Here is a 20111-nt window from a genome sequence, read left to right as displayed (position 1 = left end):
ATTTCCTTTGATTCATTTCTATCAATGTGTTTCTCTTTCATCGGCGTATCCTTTCTCTGCCTGCTTCAACAGGCAGCCTTTCGTTTTGATCGTATCGAAAGGGTACGCCACCTATTTTCTATTTCCACTCTTTTCGATAATAGCTCGATTGGGCCGGCGCGCTGCACCAAAGGGGTTGAATGATTATTGCTCGAACTGTTAACACGATTGTCGGCCTGTGCATGCTTGCCTTGGGTGGCTGCGTTTTGTTCGAGGATGTGGCGCCGAGAAAGCCCGAAACCACCGGCCTGATTGCGACCCCGGCAAGCTATTACAGCACGCCTAAGGCGCGCTATCTCGGCACCAAATACAAAGACAACTTGGACCGCATCGTCGAGCGCATTACGCGCAATGCGAAAACCTCGCCGTTGCAGTTCTCCAATAACATATCGTCGGTGGGCGGCATCGGTTTCTTTACCCACTCGGCGACCAAGACCGGCGACGAGCGTTTTCTCGAAGTGGTGTTGGCGACGCCGGATACTTTCGAGGTCAAAGGCGTGTTTAGCGACAAGGTGCGCCGTGTGTTTGCCCGCTACGGTCTGGAGTTGTTGGGCATCACCAGCGGCGACAGCGACATTTACCAAGACCGCGAGTTGAGCGGCTACGGTTTGAATTTGGCCTGGCGCAACGTGGTTGCCGAGCGGGCCGGCAATCGCGTGACTTTGGAGCGGGCAATCATTTATTTTAACAAGGATCGAGTGCGTAATTTTCTCCGCCAGGAGCTGAGCGCCAGCGATCTGCTTCGCGACGCGGTAATTTACTCGGTCGAAGACGACGGTCCGCTCAACTTAGTTTCCCTCCGCGCCGAGCAGCCACAGCTGGATTTTCGCCCGGTGATTCGTGAGCATAATCTCGCCGCCTTGCCGGGCGAGATGCAGATGGAGACCGTGCCGCGCGTTCCCGCCGCCAGCGCGGCGCAACCGGCGCCGATCGCGCACCTAGAAAACAGTCCACCGCTGACGGTGGTGGCGCTCGAACCGGCGCCGCCTCAGGCGCCAACGCCGATAGCAAAAGCGCCGGCAATCGCCAAGCCGGTTATCGAAACCAAAGCGCCACAAGCGGCCGCAGTTCCACCGTTGCCAGTGGAAAGCGGTCCGAACGCGGCAGCTTCGAAGGTCGCGCGGTTGGTGCCACCTCGAGTCGTCGAAGTGAAGCCGTTGGCGCCCGCTACTGAAAAGTCGGCAGGCGAGCAATTGGCATCGTTAAAAAATAAACCAGCAGAAGTTCTGCCGCCCAAACCTGAGGTGGCGCGCAGCGCGCCGAAAGCGCCCAAGGCGTTAGAGGGGTTCGTCATCCAATTGGCATTCAATGACAAAGATAAGGCCCAGCGTTGGGCCGAGACGATGGAGAAGCGCGGTTATGCGGTGTCGCTGACCGAAGCGGGCGGCGAAGGCTCGCTGCGCGTGCGTTTGGGAAATTTCTCCGTGCGCGACGACGCCGAGCGCCAGCTGCGCACGTTCAAACAAGACGGCTTGAACGGTATCGTGATCAGCCTGCCTCAGGGGTTTCGACCGGAAGCGCGCACGTCGATTCCCTGATTGGCATCTTCAAGTAAACTTCGCTCTAACCGTTGCCGGTAAGTTTGTCGCGTAAAATTTCGTTGACCTTTTGCGGATGGGCTTTGCCCTGGGTCGCTTTCATCACTTGGCCGACGAGAAAACCGAAAACCTTGTCGTTGCCGGCGCGAAACTGCTCGACCTGTTTGGTGTTGGATGCGAGCACTTGCTCGACGGCGGTTTCGATACTCCCCGAGTCGGAAACCTGTTCCAGCCCTTTTTCACTGACGATTTGCCGGGGCGCTTTGTCGCTTTCCAGCATCGCTTCGAAGACTGTCTTAGCGATCTTACCGCTGATTTTTCCTTGATCGATGAGCTGCACTAGCTCGGCTAAATGCGTCGCCGACACCGGCCAGTTCACAATATAGAGCTGGTCGTCGAGCTTTCGTTCTTTGAGCACGCGAAACAAGTCGCCGACGATCCAATTGCTGAGCACCTTGGCGTTGCCGTGAATTTTTAACGCCTGCTCGAAAAAGTCGGCGATGTCTTTGCGGCTGGTTAGCAGCTCGGCGTCATAGGCGGGTAACCCCAGTTCCGACATGAAGCGGCTCTTGCGCGCGGCGGGGAGCTCGAGCAAAGAGTCGCGCACCGCGGCGATCCAATTTTCGTCGACCACCAGCGGCAACAGGTCGGGATCGGGAAAGTAGCGATAGTCGTGGGCAGACTCTTTCGAGCGCATGGAGCGGGTCTCTTCGCGGTGCTCGTCCCAAAGCCGGGTTTCCTGCATTAGTTTGCCGCCCTCTTCGAGAGTTTCGCTCTGGCGCCGGATTTCATATTCAATCGCTCTGTCGACGGCGCGGAAGGAATTTAGATTTTTAATTTCAATCTTGGTGCCGAGTGCCGTGGTTCCCACCGGCCGCACCGAGACGTTGGCGTCGCAACGAAAACTGCCTTCCTCCATGTTGCCGTCGCAGACCGCGAGGTACTGGAGAATCGCGCGCAAGGTACGCAAATAGGCGCCGGCTTCCGCTGCCGAGGCCATGTCGGGCTCGCTGACGATTTCCAGCAGCGGCACGCCTGCGCGGTTGAGATCGACCAGGCTCGAATCGCTGTGGGCGTCATGGATATTTTTGCCGGCGTCTTCTTCCATGTGGATGCGCGTCAACCTGATATGTTTCGCCGCGCCGTCCAGTTCGATGTCGACATAACCTTCGGCGCAGATCGGCAGTTCGTACTGGCTGATCTGGTAGCCCTTGGGCAGATCGGGATAGAAATAATTTTTCCGCGCGAGAATGCTCGACCGGGTAATTTGGCAGTGCGTCGCCAAACCCGCTTTGATGGCGAACTCGACGACTTTTTTATTCAGCACCGGCAGGACGCCGGGAAATCCGCAGCACACGGGGCAAGTGTTGGCGTTGGGCTCCCGGCCGAATTGAGTCGAGCAGCCGCAGAAGATTTTCGATTCCGTTAGCAGTTGGGCGTGAACTTCCAGGCCTATGACCGGTTCGTATTTCATCGTCGTTAATTCTACAGCTTGGGTTTTTTCTTGTGCCATTCCGTCGCTTGTTCGTAAGCATCAGCGGCGCGCAAGATCGTCGCTTCGTCAAAATGTTTGCCGATGATTTGCAAGCCGATGGGCATGCCGTCGCCGTCGAAGCCGCAAGGCAGCGAGAGCGCCGGCAGTCCGGCTAGGTTGATCGATATGGTGTAGATGTCCGACAGATACATTTGCAGCGGGTCTTGGGTTTTTTCGCCGATCTTGAACGCCGTGGTTGGCGCCGTCGGCGTGACGATGACATCACATTTCTTAAACGCCTCGGCAAAATCTTTTTTGATCAGTGTGCGCACGCGCTGGGCTTTGAGATAGTAGGCGTCGTAGTAGCCGGCCGACAAGACATAGGTGCCGAGCATGATGCGCCGCTTGACCTCGGCGCCAAAACCTTCGTCACGGCTGACCCTGTAGGTTTCGTTCAAATCCTTGGCGTCGGCGCGGTGGCCGAAGCGCATGCCATCGTAGCGCGCTAGATTGGAACTCGCTTCGGCGGTGGCGACGATGTAGTAGACCGCCACGGCGTATTCGGTGTGCGGCAGCGAAATTTCTTCGACGCTGGCGCCATTTTGTTCCAGAACACGGATGGCGCTGCGCACCGCTTGCTCAACTTCAGCTTGCATGCCGCTGACGAAATACTCTTTGGGCACGCCGACGCGCAGCCCTTTGACGTTGCCGTTGAGCGCGGCGAGATAATCCGGCACGGCGAGTTTGGCCGAGGTCGAGTCGGCTGGATCATGTCCCGCGATCGCCTGGAGCAGCAGCGCCGCGTCGCGCACGTCTTTGGTCATCGGCCCGACTTGATCCATTGATGACGCGAAGGCGATGACGCCGTAGCGGCTCACCCGGCCATAGGTCGGTTTCAATCCGATCACGCCGCAGCAAGCAGCGGGCTGGCGGATCGAACCGCCGGTGTCGGTGCCGAATGCGGCGAGGCATTGATCGGCGGCCACCGCAGCGGCGGAGCCGCCTGAAGAACCGCCGGGAATGCGTTCGAGATTCCACGGATTGCGGGTCGGAAAGAATGCGGAATTTTCCGCCGACGAGCCCATGGCGAATTCATCTAAATTAGTCTTGCCAACGAACACCGCGCCGGCCGCGCGCAGTTTGGCCACCGTGGTGCCGTCGTAGGGCGGCATGAAGTCGCCGAGAATTTTCGACGCGCAGGTGGTGCGCAGGCCGTGGGTGAGAAAATTGTCTTTGATCGCCAGCGGTATGCCCAACATGGAAGAGCCGTTGGTATTTTGTTTAAGACGCTGATCGGCGTGGTTTGCCTGAGCTATCGCGCCGTCGCGCGCTAGCGTCAAGTAAGCGTGAACCCGCTCGTCGGTCGCGGCGATCTGGGCGAACACCGCTTCGGTCAGTTCTCTGGATGAGAACTCGCGCGCGCGCAGTTTGTCGCTGGCTTCGTGTAGAGTGAGTTGAGCGAGATTCATTCGAGGATTTTCGGCACCTTAAAAAATGTCGCGTCGCGATCGGGGGCGTTGGCCAGCAGCGCTTCGGCGTTGGGCTGGTTGGTGACTTTGTCCTCGCGTAATCCGGCGTTGACGTTGGCGGCATGGCTGAACAGCTCGACATTGGCGGTGTCGAGTTGATTGAGCTTGTCCATGTAGCTCAAAATGTTGTCGAGCTGTTCGGTGAGCGCCGATTCTTCAACTTCGGTCAAACGCAGACGCGCCAATAGCGCCACGCGTTGGACTTGGGCACGGGTCAGTGGCATGAGAAATTTTTAACATAAGGTAGGGTCAATGCCAACGCGTCGATCGGTGCGGTTATCGAAGAGTTTTATTTGCAGTTAGCAGACCTTTTGGCTAGAAATGAATGACCATGCAAGATCGGCAAACGGCGGTGCTAGCGAAGCTTCGAGGCGAAGCGCGCTTTCGACCCTTCGAACGTGAATGGTATGAGCGCGGCTTCACCTCCGTCACCGGCCTCGATGAAGTCGGCCGCGGCCCGCTTGCCGGTCCGGTGGTGGCGGCCGCGGTGGTGTTGCCGCGCGGCTTCGATCACGGCGAGATCAAAGATTCTAAACTGCTCTCGGCTAAACAGCGCGAGCGCTTGGCGCCGCTGATTCAACAACAGGCCGTAAGTTGGGGACTCGGCATCGTCGAAGTGGACGAGATCGACCGCATCAATATTTTGCAGGCGAGTTTGTTGGCGATGGCAAAAGCATTGGACGCGCTCACAGCGCCAGCGGACTGTTTGTTGATCGATGGCAATCAACGGATTCCGGCAAATCTGTTGCAGACTAGCCGCTGGCCGTCGCTAGTTTCGGCTGAGCAACAGACCATCGTCAAGGGCGATCAGCTCTGTCTGTCCATCGCCGCGGCGTCGATCATCGCCAAAGTGGCACGCGACGAGATGATGGTCGGCTTCGACCGGCAATATCCCGATTACGGCTTTGCCGGCCACAAAGGTTATGGCAGCGCGCAGCATTTGGCTGCGCTGCGTCGTCACGGGCCGTCGCCGATTCACAGAAAAAGCTTTGCGCCGGTTCGCGATCTCATTGAACGAACGCCCGCGGATTAGTTGGTTTACTATCTGGTGAAAACCTGTGAGTCTCTTTAGAAAGCGCCTGGGGCAAGAAGGCGAGGAGATTGCCGAGGGATTTCTCAAGAAAAAAGGCTACAAGTTGGTCGAGCGCAACTATCGTTGCAAGACCGGCGAGGTCGATTTGATCGTGCTCGACCGCAAAGTGATCGTCTTCGTCGAAGTGAAGACCCGCGCCGACCATAGCTTCGGCTCGCCGTTCGAAGCGGTGGAGGCGCGCAAACAGCGCAAGATGATTGGGGCGGCGCAGTTTTTTTTGCACGAACGCAAACTCCATCAACGCGACGCGCGCTTTGACGTCGTCGGTGTCTCCTGGCCTGGCGGTAAACCCGTGATTGAGCATATCGAAAATGCATTCGATGTTTTTTAGAGGACCTGTATGTTGGACGTAAAATTACTGCGCGAAGATCTAGCGCGCGTGAAGGAGCGCATGGCGACGCGCGGCGGCGCGGTGGATTGGGACCAGTTCGTCGCGCTTGACCGTGAACGGCGCGACGCCTTGGCGAACATCGAGCGGTTGAAGGAAAAGAAAAATCGTCTCTCCGGCGAGATCGGCAAGCTCAAAAAGGCCGGCGGCGATGCCGGCGCGGAAATGCGTGAAGGCGAAGAAGTCAGCGCCGCCATTCGCGATAGCGAAGCGCCGCTGGCCGATGTCGAAGCGCGCTTCGAAAATTTCATGTTGACGCTGCCCAACTTGCCTAACCCAAGCGTTAAAGTCGGCAAGAGCGAGCATGACAATCGCGAAGTGCGCCGTTGGGGCGAGCCGCCGAAGTTCGATTTCGAAGCGAGAAATCATTGGGACATCGGCGAGGAGTTGCGCATTCTCGATTTCGCCCGCGCCGCGAAAATCACCGGCGCGCGCTTCACGGTGTATCGCGGTGCGGGCGCAAAATTGGAGCGCGCGCTGATCAATTTCATGTTGGACCTGCACACCGGCGAGAACGGCTACCAAGAAATGCTGCCGCCGGCGTTGGTCAATCGCACGTCGCTGGTCGGCACTGGGAATTTGCCGAAATTCGAAGCAGACTTGTTTCATCTCGCTCCCGGCGATTATTTTCTGATACCCACAGCCGAGGTGCCGCTGACCAATCTCCACCGCGACGAGATCCTCGATCGCGAGGAGCTGCCCATCAAATATGTCGCTTACACGCCGTGCTTTCGCAGCGAGGCGGGCTCCTACGGCAAAGATGTGCGCGGACTGATCCGTCAACATCAGTTCAACAAGGTGGAAATGGTGAAGTTCAGCGAGCCGGAAACTTCCTACGACGAGTTGGAAGCGATGGTGCGCAACGCCGAAGAAGTGCTCAAGCGGCTGAAGATTCCTTATCGCGTGATCGAACTCTGTACCGGCGATATGGGATTCCAGTCGGCGAAAACTTATGACTTGGAAGTTTGGCTACCAGGGCAGAGCACTTATCGTGAGATCAGCTCCTGCTCCAACTGCGAAGAGTTTCAAGCGCGCCGGGCGAATATTCGCTATCGCAAAGACAAGAAGGGACGGCCGTTGTTTGTGCATACCCTCAACGGTTCCGGTTTAGCCGTCGGCCGGACGTTGGTCGCGGTGTTGGAAAACTATCAGCAGAAAGACGGCAGCGTGATCGTTCCCGACGCGCTGCGGCCCTACATGGGTGGTATGGAACGGATTGGTTAACGGTTTGTTGGTCATTTCTTAGTTAGGCTTGCGAGCTGCAAAAATTAAATTCAATTCTAATGGCTAAACTAATTCTCGCCACTTTGTGCGACGACGTGCGCGAAGAAAAGACCGGCAAGTTCAGTTTGATGGGAGTCTTCGACCGCTTTCTGGTCGCGGACTTTCGCGCGCCGCTGCCGACTTTTTGGCTGTTCGCGCAAATCGGCTGCGCTAGCGAGGGCGAACACACTCTTTCGGTTGAACTGCGACGAGTAGAAGGCACATCGGTGGCGCGCGTCGAGATCAAGCATCAAAGCAATGCTAGAAGCGCCGTCACCGGACTTTGTGCCGCCAATATTAACTTGCGTTTGGAACAGCTAACGATCCCAGGTCCCGGTGTTTACGAATTCGCGCTGCACAGCGACGGCGAACATCTTGGCTCGTTGCCGGTGGAAGTGTTGCAGCCGGCGCCGCAGTTGTTGCAGTAAAATCTGTATTGGCTAATGAACACGGCTGAGAAAAAAATTCCGACCATCGATTTCGCCGGCTTTACCGAGGGCGATGCGGTTCGACGAAATTCCACAATTGCCGAATTGCGTCGCGCGCTGGAAACCCATGGCTTCATGTATCTGCGTAATCACGGCGTGGCCCAACCTGTGGTCGATGAAGTATTCGCTCAGTCGCGGCGATTTTTTTCATTAGCGCCGGAATTCAAAGCCAAAGCCAAGCCGAAAGAAAAAGGCAGCACGCGCGGTTACGAAGGCGTCGGCGTGCAAGCGCTCGACGAAGGCCAGCCGGGGGATCTCAAAGAAATATTTCAATGCGGTGTCGAGCCGTCAGCGCATCGGCCTAACGCTTGGCCCGAAGAGCTGCCGGAGTTTCGCCGCGCTTTGCTCAATTTTCTCGATGCCGCTAAGGCGAGCTGCAATGAGCTGATGGCCGCGATCGCGTTGTCGCTCGGATTGCCGAAAAATTATTTTGTGCCGTATCACGACCGTACCGATTCGACTTTGCGTTTGCTCCACTATCCGCCGTTGCCCGCCGCGCCGGCGCCCGGCCAACTGCGCGCCGGCGCGCATACCGATTTCGGCGGGATGAATTTACTGTTTCAGGACGACGAGGGCGGTTTGGAAATTCAATCGTCCGATGGCAGCTGGATCGCCGCGCCGGCGCTCCCCGGTACGGCCATCGTCAATACCGGCGATCTTATTTCGCACTAGACCAACGGCATGTTTCGTTCGTCGCCGCATCGAGTCGTCAATCCCTCTGGCGATGCCGCGTACAAAGATCGCTACTCCTTCGTGCTTTTTCATAGTCCCAATCCCGACGCGTTGATCACCTGTCTCGAACCTTGCCAGGGGTCGGACCGTCCGGCGAAATTTCCACCGATCACGGCGGGCGAACATCTGCGCGCCCGGGCGGAAGCGAGCCGGCGGCATCGTTACTGATAATGTTCATTCGACCGACAGCGAAATTAATGCAATTGCCGAATCCCAATATTCCTGAGAAGCAAAATTCGGCTAGGCTCGCGCACATCGACCGCGGCCTCGAAGCGATCGCCATCTTCAAGCTGGTCAAAGGCGCGCTGCTGGTGATCGTCGGTACCGGCGCGGCAAAGCTCGTCCATGTCGATGTTTACGATCTCGCGCTGCAGTGAGTCGAGATGCTGCACGTGGATCCCGACAACCGTTACATCCACTGGGTATTGGAAAAGCTCATGTTCGTCGACGAGCGAACGCTGCGCCATTTGAGCGCCGGCACGTTTGTTTACGCAGCCGTGGTGATTACCGAAGGAATCGGTCTGTTGCGCCAGAAAGTTTGGGCGGAATACTTGACCGTGATCGCGACCGCGGCGCTGATTCCGCTGGAGATTTTCGAGCTGGTCAAACGTTTCACTGTGCTGAAGGTCGGCGTGATCGCAATTAACATCGCCGTCGTTGGCTATCTTATCTACATGTTGCGTGAGAATAGCTCGCGCCATCGAGTCAAAAATTAGCCGCGCGCGGATTGGAGGGCGGCGGCGCGGGTTTTGAATCCCAGCTGAGTACTGTTACGGGAACGCGCATAGCCCAGCGATGAAAAGCTTTGGCAAGAGCGCGAGGTCGGCTTCGGCACCGAGATCAATAAATTACTCGGAAGTTTGCCAAACCAGCTCGCCATGGCGTTGGAAAAAATTATTCGCGCTGACCGGTGCATCCTGGATCGTGACCCGCTCAATGGGTATTTGCCAAATCGAATTTAGCGGTGACTACGTTGTTCCCCTGACGTGAAAGCCGACGCTTCGGGCCGCCGTGCCGAGCTGAGAATCGTGGGTAAGAAGAAAATCAACTTTGTCAGACTCGCGTATTGAGATGGCCGTTGCGAGGTGGATCGCGTCGAGCGTACCGACGACAGTCGGGAACGTCTCGCTCGCCCGCTGCAAGATTCGCTCATCTAGCGGGCAGATCGCGAAACTCTCATGCGTGGCTTGGATATCTCGCACGAGGTCAGCGACCTCGATATCGGTGATTTCATGAAGTAACCGCAAACGATCTACAGTACGAAGCGCTTCGATGCGCCATAATGCGCTACTGTACGCGCGATCCCATCGCCCCCAAAAATCTATTGGTTTGGGTTCTCCAAATAGGACGCGCAGGACGACGGACGTATCCACGTAGACGTTCATCGGCGTCGGCGATCACTTAGCAGTGTTTCCACAGCAGAAACCGAGCGTCGCCGTTTTACGCCTTTGATTTTCAAAAGATCCTTGACCGGACGGGTAGGCTCCAAAATACGCGCGGTCGGAGCGTCAGAAGGTAATATGCGGGCAACTGGATGGCGATGCGACGTGACCACAACTTGCTGCCCCTTCTTAACCAAGCCCAGATAATAGCTCAGTTTGTCTTTTAGTGTGGCTACATTTACAGTATTCATGGTCATAATATGACTAGATAATGGCTACCCTGTCAAGCCTACGTTGAAGCATGATTTCATAAGAGCCAATTGCGCTGTCGATCTTGTAACCTCATTTCCGAATCGTTATTCTATGCAACAGTTAATTGTTGGCGGCAAACCTTGCCGGCTTAGTTAAACTACCAATTGCCAATCTCGGAGGGGTGGGAGAGCGGTTTAATCCACCGGTCTTGAAAACCGGCGCCCACACCGTGGGCCGCGAGTTCAAATCTCGCCCCCTCCGCCAACCCTAAATTCACAGCGTTGAGAGGTGACATAAAAGTGCTGAGCAAAGGCAAATACGCATTGCGGCGTTGATGACTTTGTGGAAGGGTAAATGCATGGCTAACACATCGGCACCGACGTTGCAGTTTCTTGGCGCGGCTGGCGGCGTCACCGGCTCGAAATATCTCTTCGCTAACGACGCGGATCAAGTTCTGATCGATTGCGGTTTGTTCCAAGGATTGAAGGAGCTGCGCCAAAGAAATTGGGCGCCGCTGCCGATCGATTTGGCCCGGCTGCGCAGCGTGATTCTCACTCACGCGCATATCGATCATTCCGGCTATCTGCCGCGTGTGGTTGCCAAGGGCTTTCGCGGGCCGGTGTACGCGACGCCCGGTACTTGCGATCTCTTGCGTGTGATGTTGCCCGACGCGGCGCATTTGCAGGAAGAGGAAGCGCGCTATGCTAATTACAAAGGTTATTCGAAACATAGTCCGGCGCTGCCGCTTTACACCATCGAAGACGCGGAAGCGACACTGAAACTTTTGCGTCCAGTGCGGGTGGGCGAGCAAATTGAAATCGCCAATGGCGTGATGCTCGATTTCGGCCGGGTCGGTCATATTCTCGGCGCGGGTTCGGCGCGCTTCGCTTTTGAAGTAAATGGCGAGCAAAAGGTTTTGCTCGACTCCGGCGATCTCGGCCGCTACGACCGGCCAATTCTAAAAGACCCGGAACCTGGCGTTGCCGCCGATTGGCTGTTGATCGAATCGACTTACGGCAATCGCATTCATCCGAAGGAATCGGAGAGCGAATTGCGCGCGGTGATCAAAGGGACCGCCGAGCAGCGCCGTTGCTTGATCATTCCCGCGTTTGCCATCGGCCGCACGCAAGAGTTGGTTTACACGATTCGTAAGATGGAAGACGCCGGCGAGATTCCGGCGATTCCAGTCTATGTTGACAGTCCCATGGGCATCGAAGCGACGGAAATCTACTCGCGCCATACTGAAGAGCATGATTTCGAAATGGCGCAGTTGAGCAATGATGAGCACAACCCACTACGTTCGCGCCGCATGGTGGTGGCGAAAACGCCGGAGCAGTCCAAAGCTATCAACAATATGAAGGGGCCGCTGATTATTATATCCGCCAGCGGCATGGCCACCGGCGGGCGCGTGCTGCATCATTTGAAGCACCGGTTGCCCAAGGACGATACGACGGTGCTGCTCGCCGGCTATCAGGCGGTGGGAACCCGCGGCCGAACGCTGCAGGACGGCGCCAAGGAAATCAAAATGCTCGGCGAAGTGATTCCAGTGCGCGCGAAGGTCAAAGTGCTCGACGGCTTTTCCGCGCACGCGGATCAAGGCGAAATCTTGCGCTGGCTCGGAACTTTTCCGAAAGCGCCGAAGCTGACCTATGTCGTGCATGGCGAGCCGGCGGGCGCACAGGCGCTAGCGGATGTCATTCGCGAACGATTGAAGTGGAACGTCGAGATCGCCAAGTTTCAGCAGAAGGTTTCGCTAGCGTAGATTTAGATTCGGAAATCTCACCGCAAAGTACGCAGAGAACGCAAAGAATTTTCAGAAGAAGTCCGCTTGTAGGGGCGACCGGCCGGTCGCCCTCTGTTGGGAATACGCAAATGGCAGAAGCCGACAACATGCTCGATCCGATCTGTGACATGACCGTCGACCCGGCGAAGGCGGCGGGAAAATTCGAGTACGATGGCACGACGCATTATTTTTGCAGCGTCCATTGCCAGAATTTATTTCAAACCGATCCGGCTAAATATCTCGCCGCCGCTACTGCGCGGCAAAGTTCGCAATCTTCGGCGCCCGCCGCCCATTCCCACCAAGTTGAATTGAAGCCGAAAATTCCCGGCGCGATCTATATCTGTCCGATGGATCCAGAAGTACACCAAGTGTCGCCGGGCGCTTGTCCGAAGTGCGGCATGGCATTGGAAGCGCAGACGGTCACGTTAGCTGAGGAAGAAAATCCCGAATTGGAAAACATGGCACGGCGCTTTTGGGTTGGCGTGATTTTGTCTCTGCCTGTGCTCATCACCGCGATGTCCGACATGTTGCCTGGACAGCCGCTGCATCAACTCATGTCGCCGAATTCGCTGGGCTGGTTTCAATTCATTCTATCAACGCCGGTGGTGATCTGGTGTGGTTGGCCGTTCTTCGAGCGCGCGTGGGCGTCGGTGATCAATCGCAGTCCGAACATGTTCACGCTGATCGGTATCGGCGTCGGCACGGCTTATTTGTACAGCGTGGTGGCGACGCTGTTGCCGAGCTGGTTTCCAAGTTCGTTTCGCGTCCACGGCGGCATGGTGGCTGTTTATTTCGAAGCGGCGGCGGTGATCACTACTTTAGTTTTGCTCGGCCAAGTGCTTGAACTGCGCGCGCGCAGCAAAACCAGCGGCGCGATTCGCGCATTGCTCGGCTTGGCGCCGAAAACCGCGCGCCTTATTAGCGCCGATGGCAGCGAGCATGATGTGTCGCTGGAGCTGGTCAAGGTTGGCGATTCGCTTCGCGTTCGCCCCGGCGAAAAAATTCCTACGGACGGCGTGGTCACCGAAGGTCAGAGTTCGGTGGACGAATCGATGGTCACCGGCGAGGCTATTCCGACAGAAAAAATTGCCAACAGCAAAGTCACCGGCGGCACCGTGAACGGCACCGGCGGCTTTGTCATGCGCGCCGAGCGTGTCGGTAGCGAGACTTTGTTAGCGCAGATTGTGCGCATGGTTAGCGAGGCGCAGCGCAGCCGCGCGCCGATTCAAAAATTGGCTGATTTGGTTTCGGCCTATTTTGTCCCAGCGGTTGTCACGGCCGCGGTGGCGACCTTCATTATTTGGGTCTTGCTCGGCCCGGAGCCGCGTTTGGCGTACGCGCTGGTCAATGCGGTTGCCGTGCTGATCATCGCTTGCCCATGTGCTTTGGGATTGGCGACACCGATGTCGATCATGGTTGGCACCGGACGCGGCGCGGCGGCGGGTGTGTTGATCAAGAATGCCGAAGCGCTGGAACTTTTGGAAAAGGTCGACACTGTGGTGGTCGACAAGACCGGCACGCTGACCGAAGGCAAACCGAAGTTGACGACGGTGGAAGTTGTCTCAGGCGCGAGTGAGTCTGACGTGCTGCGTTTGGCTGCGAGTTTGGAGAAAGCCAGCGAGCATCCTCTGGCTGCGGCGATCGTCGCCGGCGCGCAACAAAAAGGTTTGCCGATTGCAAAAGATCAGGGATTTCAATCCCACACCGGTAAAGGAATCTTTGGTGTCGTCGAAGGCAAGCGAGTCGCGCTCGGGAATCAAAAATTATTCGACGATATGAAGATCGATGCGACTGCCTTGCGCGAGCGCGCCGAGCAGTTGCGTGTCGAAGGGCAGACGGTGATATTCGTCGCCATCGAAAAACAGTTGGCGGGTTTGATCGGCGTGGCCGATCCGGTGAAGGTGTCGACGGCTGAAGCGATTCAACAGTTGCACGCCGACGGTCTTCGTATCGTCATGTTGACGGGCGACAGCAAAGTGACGGCCGATGCGGTGGCTCGCAAGCTTGGCATCGACGAAGTTCATGCCGACGTGCTGCCGAGCCAGAAGGGCGAAGTGATCAAGCAGCTTCAAGCCGCCGGCCGGATCGTCGCCATGGCCGGCGACGGCATCAACGACGCGCCGGCGCTGGCGCAAGCGCAAGTCGGCATCGCCATGGGCACCGGAACCGATATCGCAATGGAAAGCGCCAGCGTGACGCTGGTCAAAGGCGACCTGCGCGGCATCGTCAAAGCGCGCAACTTGAGCAAGGGAACGATGCGCAACATCCGGCAGAATCTTTTCTTCGCGTTCTTTTATAATCTCCTCGGCGTGCCCATCGCCGCGGGAATTCTCTATCCATTCTTCGGCATTCTCTTAAGCCCGATGATCGCCAGCGCGGCGATGACTTTCAGCTCGGTGTCGGTGATCAGCAACGCGCTGCGGTTAAACAGGCTGCGACTGTAATGCTTCGTTTCTGGAGCGCCGCCTAATTTGCTGGCGGGGTTTGCTCAGGAAATCATCGAGGGGATTTTCTGCGGTGCCGCTCTAGCTATGGAAACCTTCATGCCGCCAACGCCAAAACTGCAAAATTACCCTGTGAGTCTGTTTAAATTCATCAAGGTTTAGAGTAAGAGTGTTTACGCCGTGAGGTTGCGGCGTGCATTTTGCACTCAGCTCAGCTTGGATTGACTAATGGCAATACTCAAAGTCGAAGGCGTCACCAAACTTTACAAAGATCTGAAAGCTCTCGATAACGTCAGCTTCGAATTCGACAAGGGGATTCTGTCGTTTCTCGGGCCGTCGGGTTGCGGCAAGACGACGTTGCTGCGTTCCATCGCTGGGCTGGAAATTCCCGATGCCGGATCGATTTCCATTGGCGACAAAGTTCAGACTTCCATCGAGAATGGCGTGCTGATCCCGCCCTATTCACGCGAGATCGGTTTTGTCTTTCAAAACTACGCGCTCTGGCCGCACATGACGGTGTTTAAAAATGTCGCCTTCTCGTTGAATCTGCGAAAATTCCCGGCCGATGAAATTAAACGTCGTGTTTTGGCTTGCTTGGATCTCGTTGGCTTGAGCGGACGCGAAGAGCGATATCCATCGCAATTGAGCGGAGGTCAGCAGCAGCGGGTTGCTTTGGCCCGCAGCATCGTTCTTGAGCCGCGTTTGATTCTGCTCGACGAACCGCTCAGTAACCTCGACGCCAAGCTTCGTGAAGAGATGCGCGTTGAGTTGAAAAAGCTGATCAAGAAGGTCGGCATCAGCGCGTTGTATGTGACCCACGATCAGGAAGAGGCGTTCGTGATTTCCGATAAGGTCATTGTCATGAATGGCGGGAAGATTTTGCAATACGACTCGCCCGATGAACTCTACAGCACCCCGTCAGATCCCTTTGTCGCTTCTTTTATTGGCCGATCGACTCTGGTCGAAGGCAACGTGGTCAAGGCGGTGGATGGTGAATGCGTAGTCCAAATTCCTGAGTTCGACAATGCCCAGTTGATTTGTGCCGCTCCTAAGGACGGACTGGCCAGCGGACCTTGCAGCGTGGTGATCAAGAACGGCGATCTGCGACTGAGCCACGAGAAGTTTTCGGCGGATGCCATTAATGTTCTCGAAGGCGAGATGACCAGCCGCGAGTATCGCGGCGGGTTGACCGACCACCGCGTGCAGATCGGCTCCAAAGAAGTGCTGGTGACCTCACATCGGCTATGCCCGATGATTAACGTCGACGGCGAGAACGGCAAGGTTTTTCTTTGTATCGAAAAATCGGCCATCAGCCTCATCCCCAAACGGACCGCCGCCTAGCCCCGCAGAACTACCGAGGAGATTTGTCAGCGTGACTTGGAAAGCAAACCGGCTTGCCCTGCGCCAGGGGAGTCTTTTTCCACTTTTTGCCAGCGCAGTTGCCGGGGTGGTGATCATTGCCCCCGTGGTAGTCGTGATGTGGCGCAGCTTCACCAGTGGTAAGTTGGGCTTCAACGTCGGTTTGAACCTCGCCAACTATGCGCGCGTGATCAGCGACAAGGATCTTTGGCCGATGCTCGGCAATTCGTTGGTGTATGCCGGCGGATCGGCGCTTTTGGGAACGGTCGTCGGCGCGCTGCTCGCTTGGATTGTCGCGCGCACCAACACGCCAGGCAAGGCATTGGTCGAGCTGATGCCGCTCTATCCGTTGTTGATGCCGCCGATCATGAAGAACATCGCCTGGATTCTTCTCCTGGCGCCGAAGTCGGGCATCTTAAATGGCATGCTCGAACAGTTTCTCGGCATCGCCTATCCGGTGTTCAACGCCTTTACCATGTTGGGGATGATTTGGACCTTCGGCATCGCCTGCGTGCCGCTTGGCTACCTATTCTTGTTACCGGTTTTTCTCTCCTTCGATCCATCCTTGGAAGAGAGCGCCTATATCGCCGGCAGCAAGCCGATCAACACGATGCTGAAGATCACCTTCCCGTTGGCGATCCCGGCGTTCATTTCCGCCTTCGTGCTCAATTTCCTGCGCGCCCTACGCTCGTTCGAAACGCCGGTGCTGCAAGGGACGCCGGGCAATATCAAGGTGTTCGTCAGCCGGGTTTACGATTCCATGGCTCTCGAGTTCAACACCGGGCTGGCCACCGCCTATAGCGTCGTGTTGGTTATATTGTCGGTCATCACACTGTATTTTTATGTGCGCGCGACGCGCTTCTCCGACCGCTACGCGACGATAACGGGTAAAGGTTATCGCGTCCGCGTGATTGATATCGGCCCGTGGAAATACGTCACCTTCGCCGCCGTCTGTCTTTACTTTCTCGCCGGCATCGTGCTGCCGTTCATCGTTCTGATCGTGGTCTCGATCATCCCATACTTCGACTACGATACGTTTATGACCTTTCCGGCGCACATGAGTTTGAAAAACTATCGCACGGTCTTGCAGCATGCCAGTTTCGTCAACGGTCTGCGTAACTCGGTGCTGTTGTCGATTGTGATCGCGTTGATCACGGTGTTGGCGGGGATTGTCATGGCCTTTACGATCCACCGGACCCGTACCGTCGGGACCAAACTCTTTGAGTTCATCGGCACCTTGCCGCTGGCGTTTCCACCGTTGGTGTTGTCGGTCGGCTTAGTGATCATTTTTCTCGGTACGCCGCTCTACAACAGTCTTTGGGCATTGGGATTGGGATTGTTCGTTGCCTATTTCCCCTACGCTTTTCGTAACGCCTCGGGCGCCATCGTCAATATTCACAAGGAACTCGACGAGGCCGCCTGGGTGCATGGCGCGCGCTGGCGCCATGTGTTTTTCAAAGTTACTTTGCCGATCCTCAAGCCCGCGGTGGGCGGCGCGCTTTTTTATATTTTCATCGAAGCGATCCGCAACGTCGACGTGGCGGTGTTGTTGACCGCGCCGGGACTGGAATATGGACCGGTGACGCTGTTCGAATATTTTCGCGTCGGCCAGTGGGCCGAGGCCGCGGCGGGCGGCGTCATTTATTTGCTGATCTTGATTGTTGCCGTGTCTGTGGCTAAATTCGCTTTCAAAATGAAGTTTAGTTTGTGACGGTTCGTAAAATAAACGTAGACAAACCAGGGGAGGGTAGAATGGACAGGAAACCAAAGTTGGCTGCGGCCATCGCTTTATCGGCGAATTTCTTTTTTGGCGCGGCGATCGCCGCGGAAAAAGCACCGACCAAAGAAGCTGCAAAGGAAGCGCCGAAAGCGGCGGTAAAAGCGCCGGCCGCGCCGGCTAATCGGGCGGGCGGTCAGCAGGTGAAGCAGGAGGCGGCTAACGCAGCGGCGACCGCCAAGGCTGCCAAAGCGTTCGCCCAGGTGAGCGCAGAGCTTTATCCCAAGGCGAAGTTGGAAGGAAATTTGGTCGTCTATTCGGTTTGGGATAACGAGCATCTGAAAGTGATCACCGAGGCGTTCATGAAACGCTACCCTGGAACTAAAGCGACCTATTGGCAGGGACGTAACCCGGAGATCGTCACCCGCGCCCTGACTGAGTTTCAAGCCGGCCAGGCGAGCTGGGACGTTGTGTTGTCGGATAACGCGCCGCCGGTGCTTCGCGCCGCCGGTGCGATCATGGACTATGATACGGTGCAGCGCGATGTTTTGTATTTGCACGATCCCAATATGGCGACCGTCAGCTTGCAAATCCAAGCGCTCGCATACAACACAAAAAAGATGAAGCCGGCAGATTTGCCTAAGAGCTGGGAAGATGTCGCCAGCCCCAAATACAAAGGGTTAGTCGCGTTGGACGATCCCATGCGCGCTGGCCCATTGAGCTCTATGCTCTCGGGTTTGAAGACTCAATGGAAGGACGATAATCGCTTCAACAATTTCGTGAAGAATCTCAAAGCGCTGGGGGTACCGGTGCATAAGAGCACGAGCGCGATGTTTCGCCTGGTGATCTCGGGTGAATATTCGATTTGTATGCCAGCGTTGTTGCATGACGTCATGGAGGAGATGGGCAAGGGGACACCGGTGGCTTACATGAAGACCGTTCCGCCGGTGGTTTTTCCGCGCCAGGCTGGCATATACGCCAAGGCGCCAAACCCGAATACGGCGAAGCTGTTTGCCGAATGGTTGATCTCGGATGAAGGCCAAAGGACCATCGATTCCCTCGGCCGCGAATCTTCGCGTAACGACTTCAAGTCGCACACCTCGATCGAATCGGCCTACGGTAAAGCGATGAAACCGCTGCCCGTCACGGACCCGTTGTTCTTGGGCGATCCAACCACTTGGCTCAACAAGAACGTCAAGCCCGTGTGGGAGTAAAAATCTAGCTACGGTTGGCAGTGATCGAAAGGGCAAGCGCTTTTGCGGATGGCCAACTTTCCCTTTCGATCGCTCAGCCAACTTAAATGCGTTTACAACAGTCGATTCTGTAGCAAAACCGAGATCGGCATGTTAATTTATCGCGGTTAGAGCGTTTGGCTCCATGCGTCGGTTTCGTTAAGAACCCATTGCCATAGATGCATGTGCTTCCGGTCGCAGCGCCGGATTCGATACTTAGACCTTACGGAGAGATGGCCGAGTGGTCTAAGGCGCACGCCTGCTAAGCGTGTTTACGGTTAACTCCGTAACGAGGGTTCAAATCCCTCTCTCTCCGCCATTTAATAATTCCAGATTCAAAATTCCAAATTCCAGATTTGGAATATGGGATCTGGAATTTGGAATCGTTACACGCGCCCGTAGCTCAATTGGATAGAGCACCAGACTACGGATCTGGGGGTTGGGAGTTCAAATCTCTCCGGGCGCACCAAACAATTCAACACTTTGCACGCCAAAAATCCGGTCTTCTTTCCAATTGTTTCCAAATTTGTTTCCACTGCGCTACTTATCCACAGTTTTTTAGGCTTCCGCCGCTCGCTCATCTAGCTCGGTTCTTTCCACGGTTTTGCTGCTAAGGTCATCGAGCTTATCGACCGCTTGGCGATTGCCGCCCGGAACCAGGTGGCCGTAGGTATCGACGGTGATCTGAATCGAATGGTGGCCGAGCTGGTCGCGGATATAGGCCAGGCTTTCGCCCTGGCCGATCAACAGCGACGCGAAGCTATGTCGCATATCATGAAAGCGAATACGTCGCAGCTTGGCCGCGGTGAGTAGGCTTTGAAAGACTTTCCGCAGATTGCTCGGGTCGAGCTGCTTGCCGGCCCGTGGCGCAGGGGTTGTGAAAAGCCATTCTTCCATGACTTCGTTCACCACCGTCGCCGCGTCCCGTCGTTCGCCGGCGGGCTTCTCCATCTCTTTTCGCAGCGCCGCCGCTCGCTTCTTGGATAGCAGCTCCTGTAATACGTCCTTGAGTTGGCCGCTCATGTCCACCCGCCGCGTTTTGCCGTTCTTCGGCGTCGTCAGCTCGCCCCGCGAGAGAATCCGCTGCACTTCGATGAACTGCCCGCGAAAGTCTAGGTCAATTCCCTTGAGTCCGATCAACTCGCCTTCGCGCATGCCGGTGCGCGTCGCGCATAATAGCAGGGGATACCAGTGCGGGCTTTTCTCCACGGTTTTATCGAGCAGCGTTTTCACTTCTTCCCGCGTCAGCGGGTGTCGTGGCAACGTCAATATGTCATGTTAACAGCAACGCGATTATGTCAGGGTAGTGCGTTGGGTTGAGGTCGTAAGTTAGAAACCTGGCCATAGCGGAACCCCACCTTGTTGGAGTTGGTTCGATATAGGCCAAGTGTGTGCGTC

The 20111-nt window shown here is 56.3% G+C and carries 20 protein-coding genes and 3 tRNA genes; 17 read left to right on the top strand and 6 right to left on the bottom strand.

The window, feature by feature from the left end:
• Positions 1–179: 179 nt before the first annotated feature.
• Positions 180–1577 (top strand): SPOR domain-containing protein, encoded by a 1398-nt coding sequence (locus tag EXR70_19690; GenBank protein MSP40715.1) that lies wholly within the window; start codon positions 180–182, stop codon positions 1575–1577.
• Positions 1578–1602: 25 nt separating this feature from the next.
• Here the strand turns inward: EXR70_19690 and gatB are convergent, their stop codons facing one another.
• Genes gatB through gatC form a run of 3 tightly spaced genes read right to left on the bottom strand, consistent with a single transcriptional unit; the run spans position 1603 to position 4804 of the window.
• Positions 1603–3090, bottom strand: coding sequence for an Asp-tRNA(Asn)/Glu-tRNA(Gln) amidotransferase subunit GatB (gene gatB, locus EXR70_19685; protein ID MSP40714.1), 1488 nt, complete (start codon positions 3088–3090; stop codon positions 1603–1605).
• Complete coding sequence (gatA, locus tag EXR70_19680; GenBank protein MSP40713.1) at positions 3063–4520, bottom strand: Asp-tRNA(Asn)/Glu-tRNA(Gln) amidotransferase subunit GatA; 1458 nt, start codon at positions 4518–4520, stop codon at positions 3063–3065. The genes gatB and gatA overlap by 28 nt, the downstream gene beginning before the upstream one ends.
• Complete coding sequence (gatC, locus tag EXR70_19675) at positions 4517–4804, bottom strand: Asp-tRNA(Asn)/Glu-tRNA(Gln) amidotransferase subunit GatC (GenBank protein ID MSP40712.1); 288 nt, start codon at positions 4802–4804, stop codon at positions 4517–4519. The genes gatA and gatC overlap by 4 nt, the downstream gene beginning before the upstream one ends.
• Before the next feature lie 107 nt (positions 4805–4911).
• Here gatC and EXR70_19670 point away from each other — a divergent pair, with 107 nt between their 5' ends.
• The 8 genes from EXR70_19670 to EXR70_19635 are packed head-to-tail and all read left to right on the top strand — an operon-like array spanning position 4912 to position 9260.
• A complete protein-coding gene (locus EXR70_19670; protein MSP40711.1) occupies positions 4912–5613 on the top strand; it encodes a ribonuclease HII in 702 nt (233 codons plus the stop codon).
• A 25-nt stretch (positions 5614–5638) separates the two neighbouring features.
• Entirely contained in the window at positions 5639–6004 is a 366-nt protein-coding gene (locus EXR70_19665) for a YraN family protein (protein ID MSP40710.1), read from the top strand.
• 9 nt (positions 6005–6013) lie between these two features.
• Positions 6014–7285 carry a serine--tRNA ligase gene (locus EXR70_19660; protein ID MSP40709.1) on the top strand — a complete coding sequence of 424 codons (1272 nt, stop codon included), beginning with the start codon at positions 6014–6016 and terminating at the stop codon, positions 7283–7285.
• A 59-nt stretch (positions 7286–7344) separates the two neighbouring features.
• Positions 7345–7752, top strand: a complete 408-nt coding sequence (locus EXR70_19655) for a hypothetical protein (protein MSP40708.1) — start codon at positions 7345–7347, stop codon at positions 7750–7752.
• Positions 7753–7767: 15 nt separating this feature from the next.
• Positions 7768–8484, top strand: coding sequence for an isopenicillin N synthase family oxygenase (locus tag EXR70_19650; protein MSP40707.1), 717 nt, complete (start codon positions 7768–7770; stop codon positions 8482–8484).
• 9 nt (positions 8485–8493) lie between these two features.
• Positions 8494–8712, top strand: a complete 219-nt coding sequence (locus EXR70_19645) for a hypothetical protein (protein MSP40706.1) — start codon at positions 8494–8496, stop codon at positions 8710–8712.
• A gap of 29 nt (positions 8713–8741) precedes the next feature.
• The gene (locus EXR70_19640; GenBank protein MSP40705.1) at positions 8742–8921 is read left to right on the top strand and encodes a hypothetical protein; all 180 of its coding nucleotides are present in this window, start codon (positions 8742–8744) and stop codon (positions 8919–8921) included.
• 6 nt (positions 8922–8927) lie between these two features.
• Positions 8928–9260, top strand: coding sequence for a DUF2127 domain-containing protein (locus EXR70_19635; GenBank protein ID MSP40704.1), 333 nt, complete (start codon positions 8928–8930; stop codon positions 9258–9260).
• A 252-nt stretch (positions 9261–9512) separates the two neighbouring features.
• On the opposite strand, the gene EXR70_19630 is transcribed toward EXR70_19635, so the two are convergent.
• Positions 9513–9929 (bottom strand): PIN domain-containing protein, encoded by a 417-nt coding sequence (locus tag EXR70_19630; protein ID MSP40703.1) that lies wholly within the window; start codon positions 9927–9929, stop codon positions 9513–9515.
• Positions 9926–10183, bottom strand: coding sequence for a type II toxin-antitoxin system prevent-host-death family antitoxin (locus EXR70_19625; GenBank protein ID MSP40702.1), 258 nt, complete (start codon positions 10181–10183; stop codon positions 9926–9928). Before EXR70_19625 ends, EXR70_19630 begins: the two co-directional genes overlap by 4 nt.
• 170 nt (positions 10184–10353) lie before the next feature.
• On the opposite strand from EXR70_19625, the gene EXR70_19620 reads away from it, so the two are divergent.
• The 8 genes from EXR70_19620 to EXR70_19585 all read left to right on the top strand — a co-directional run bounded on the left by EXR70_19620 (position 10354) and on the right by EXR70_19585 (position 19182).
• Positions 10354–10442 (top strand) — tRNA-Ser (locus tag EXR70_19620).
• Between the two features lie 94 nt (positions 10443–10536).
• Positions 10537–11940, top strand: a complete 1404-nt coding sequence (locus EXR70_19615) for an MBL fold metallo-hydrolase (protein MSP40701.1) — start codon at positions 10537–10539, stop codon at positions 11938–11940.
• Positions 11941–12050: 110 nt separating this feature from the next.
• A complete protein-coding gene (locus EXR70_19610) occupies positions 12051–14405 on the top strand; it encodes a heavy metal translocating P-type ATPase (protein MSP40700.1) in 2355 nt (784 codons plus the stop codon).
• A gap of 228 nt (positions 14406–14633) precedes the next feature.
• On the top strand, positions 14634–15746 hold the full coding sequence (locus EXR70_19605) for an ABC transporter ATP-binding protein (protein MSP40699.1): 1113 nt from the start codon (positions 14634–14636) through the stop codon (positions 15744–15746).
• 31 nt (positions 15747–15777) lie between these two features.
• Positions 15778–17475 (top strand): iron ABC transporter permease, encoded by a 1698-nt coding sequence (locus EXR70_19600; protein ID MSP40698.1) that lies wholly within the window; start codon positions 15778–15780, stop codon positions 17473–17475.
• A 41-nt stretch (positions 17476–17516) separates the two neighbouring features.
• Positions 17517–18695: an extracellular solute-binding protein gene (locus EXR70_19595; GenBank protein ID MSP40697.1), complete on the top strand. Its 1179-nt coding sequence runs from the start codon at positions 17517–17519 to the stop codon at positions 18693–18695.
• 245 nt (positions 18696–18940) lie between these two features.
• Positions 18941–19032: transfer RNA gene (locus tag EXR70_19590), tRNA-Ser, on the top strand.
• Positions 19033–19105: 73 nt separating this feature from the next.
• Positions 19106–19182: transfer RNA gene (locus tag EXR70_19585), tRNA-Arg, on the top strand.
• An 89-nt stretch (positions 19183–19271) separates the two neighbouring features.
• Here EXR70_19585 and EXR70_19580 read toward each other — a convergent pair.
• Positions 19272–19985 (bottom strand): site-specific integrase, encoded by a 714-nt coding sequence (locus EXR70_19580; protein ID MSP40696.1) that lies wholly within the window; start codon positions 19983–19985, stop codon positions 19272–19274.
• Positions 19986–20111: the final 126 nt, after the last annotated feature.

The organism is Deltaproteobacteria bacterium (assembly GCA_009692615.1).
Taxonomy (GTDB): Bacteria; Desulfobacterota; Binatia; order UBA9968; family UBA9968; genus DP-20.
This window is presented reverse-complemented; position numbering and strand designations above follow the sequence as displayed.

What these genes read in the sequence shown, in the direction of transcription:
- EXR70_19605 (MSP40699.1), top strand. Translation starts at nt 14,634, where the DNA reads ATGGCAATACTCAAAGTCGAAGGCGTCACCAAACTTTACAAAGATCTG.
- EXR70_19615 (MSP40701.1), top strand. Translation starts at nt 10,537, where the DNA reads ATGGCTAACACATCGGCACCGACGTTGCAGTTTCTTGGCGCGGCTGGC.
- EXR70_19690 (MSP40715.1), top strand. Translation starts at nt 180, where the DNA reads ATGATTATTGCTCGAACTGTTAACACGATTGTCGGCCTGTGCATGCTT.
- EXR70_19660 (MSP40709.1), top strand. Translation starts at nt 6,014, where the DNA reads ATGTTGGACGTAAAATTACTGCGCGAAGATCTAGCGCGCGTGAAGGAG.
- EXR70_19645 (MSP40706.1), top strand. Translation starts at nt 8,494, where the DNA reads ATGTTTCGTTCGTCGCCGCATCGAGTCGTCAATCCCTCTGGCGATGCC.
- EXR70_19640 (MSP40705.1), top strand. Translation starts at nt 8,742, where the DNA reads ATGCAATTGCCGAATCCCAATATTCCTGAGAAGCAAAATTCGGCTAGG.
- EXR70_19655 (MSP40708.1), top strand. Translation starts at nt 7,345, where the DNA reads ATGGCTAAACTAATTCTCGCCACTTTGTGCGACGACGTGCGCGAAGAA.
- EXR70_19670 (MSP40711.1), top strand. Translation starts at nt 4,912, where the DNA reads ATGCAAGATCGGCAAACGGCGGTGCTAGCGAAGCTTCGAGGCGAAGCG.
- EXR70_19635 (MSP40704.1), top strand. Translation starts at nt 8,928, where the DNA reads ATGCTGCACGTGGATCCCGACAACCGTTACATCCACTGGGTATTGGAA.
- gatB (MSP40714.1), bottom strand. Translation starts at nt 3,090, where the DNA reads ATGGCACAAGAAAAAACCCAAGCTGTAGAATTAACGACGATGAAATAC.
- EXR70_19610 (MSP40700.1), top strand. Translation starts at nt 12,051, where the DNA reads ATGGCAGAAGCCGACAACATGCTCGATCCGATCTGTGACATGACCGTC.
- EXR70_19650 (MSP40707.1), top strand. Translation starts at nt 7,768, where the DNA reads ATGAACACGGCTGAGAAAAAAATTCCGACCATCGATTTCGCCGGCTTT.
- EXR70_19595 (MSP40697.1), top strand. Translation starts at nt 17,517, where the DNA reads ATGGACAGGAAACCAAAGTTGGCTGCGGCCATCGCTTTATCGGCGAAT.
- EXR70_19625 (MSP40702.1), bottom strand. Translation starts at nt 10,183, where the DNA reads ATGACCATGAATACTGTAAATGTAGCCACACTAAAAGACAAACTGAGC.
- EXR70_19630 (MSP40703.1), bottom strand. Translation starts at nt 9,929, where the DNA reads ATGAACGTCTACGTGGATACGTCCGTCGTCCTGCGCGTCCTATTTGGA.
- gatA (MSP40713.1), bottom strand. Translation starts at nt 4,520, where the DNA reads ATGAATCTCGCTCAACTCACTCTACACGAAGCCAGCGACAAACTGCGC.
- gatC (MSP40712.1), bottom strand. Translation starts at nt 4,804, where the DNA reads ATGCCACTGACCCGTGCCCAAGTCCAACGCGTGGCGCTATTGGCGCGT.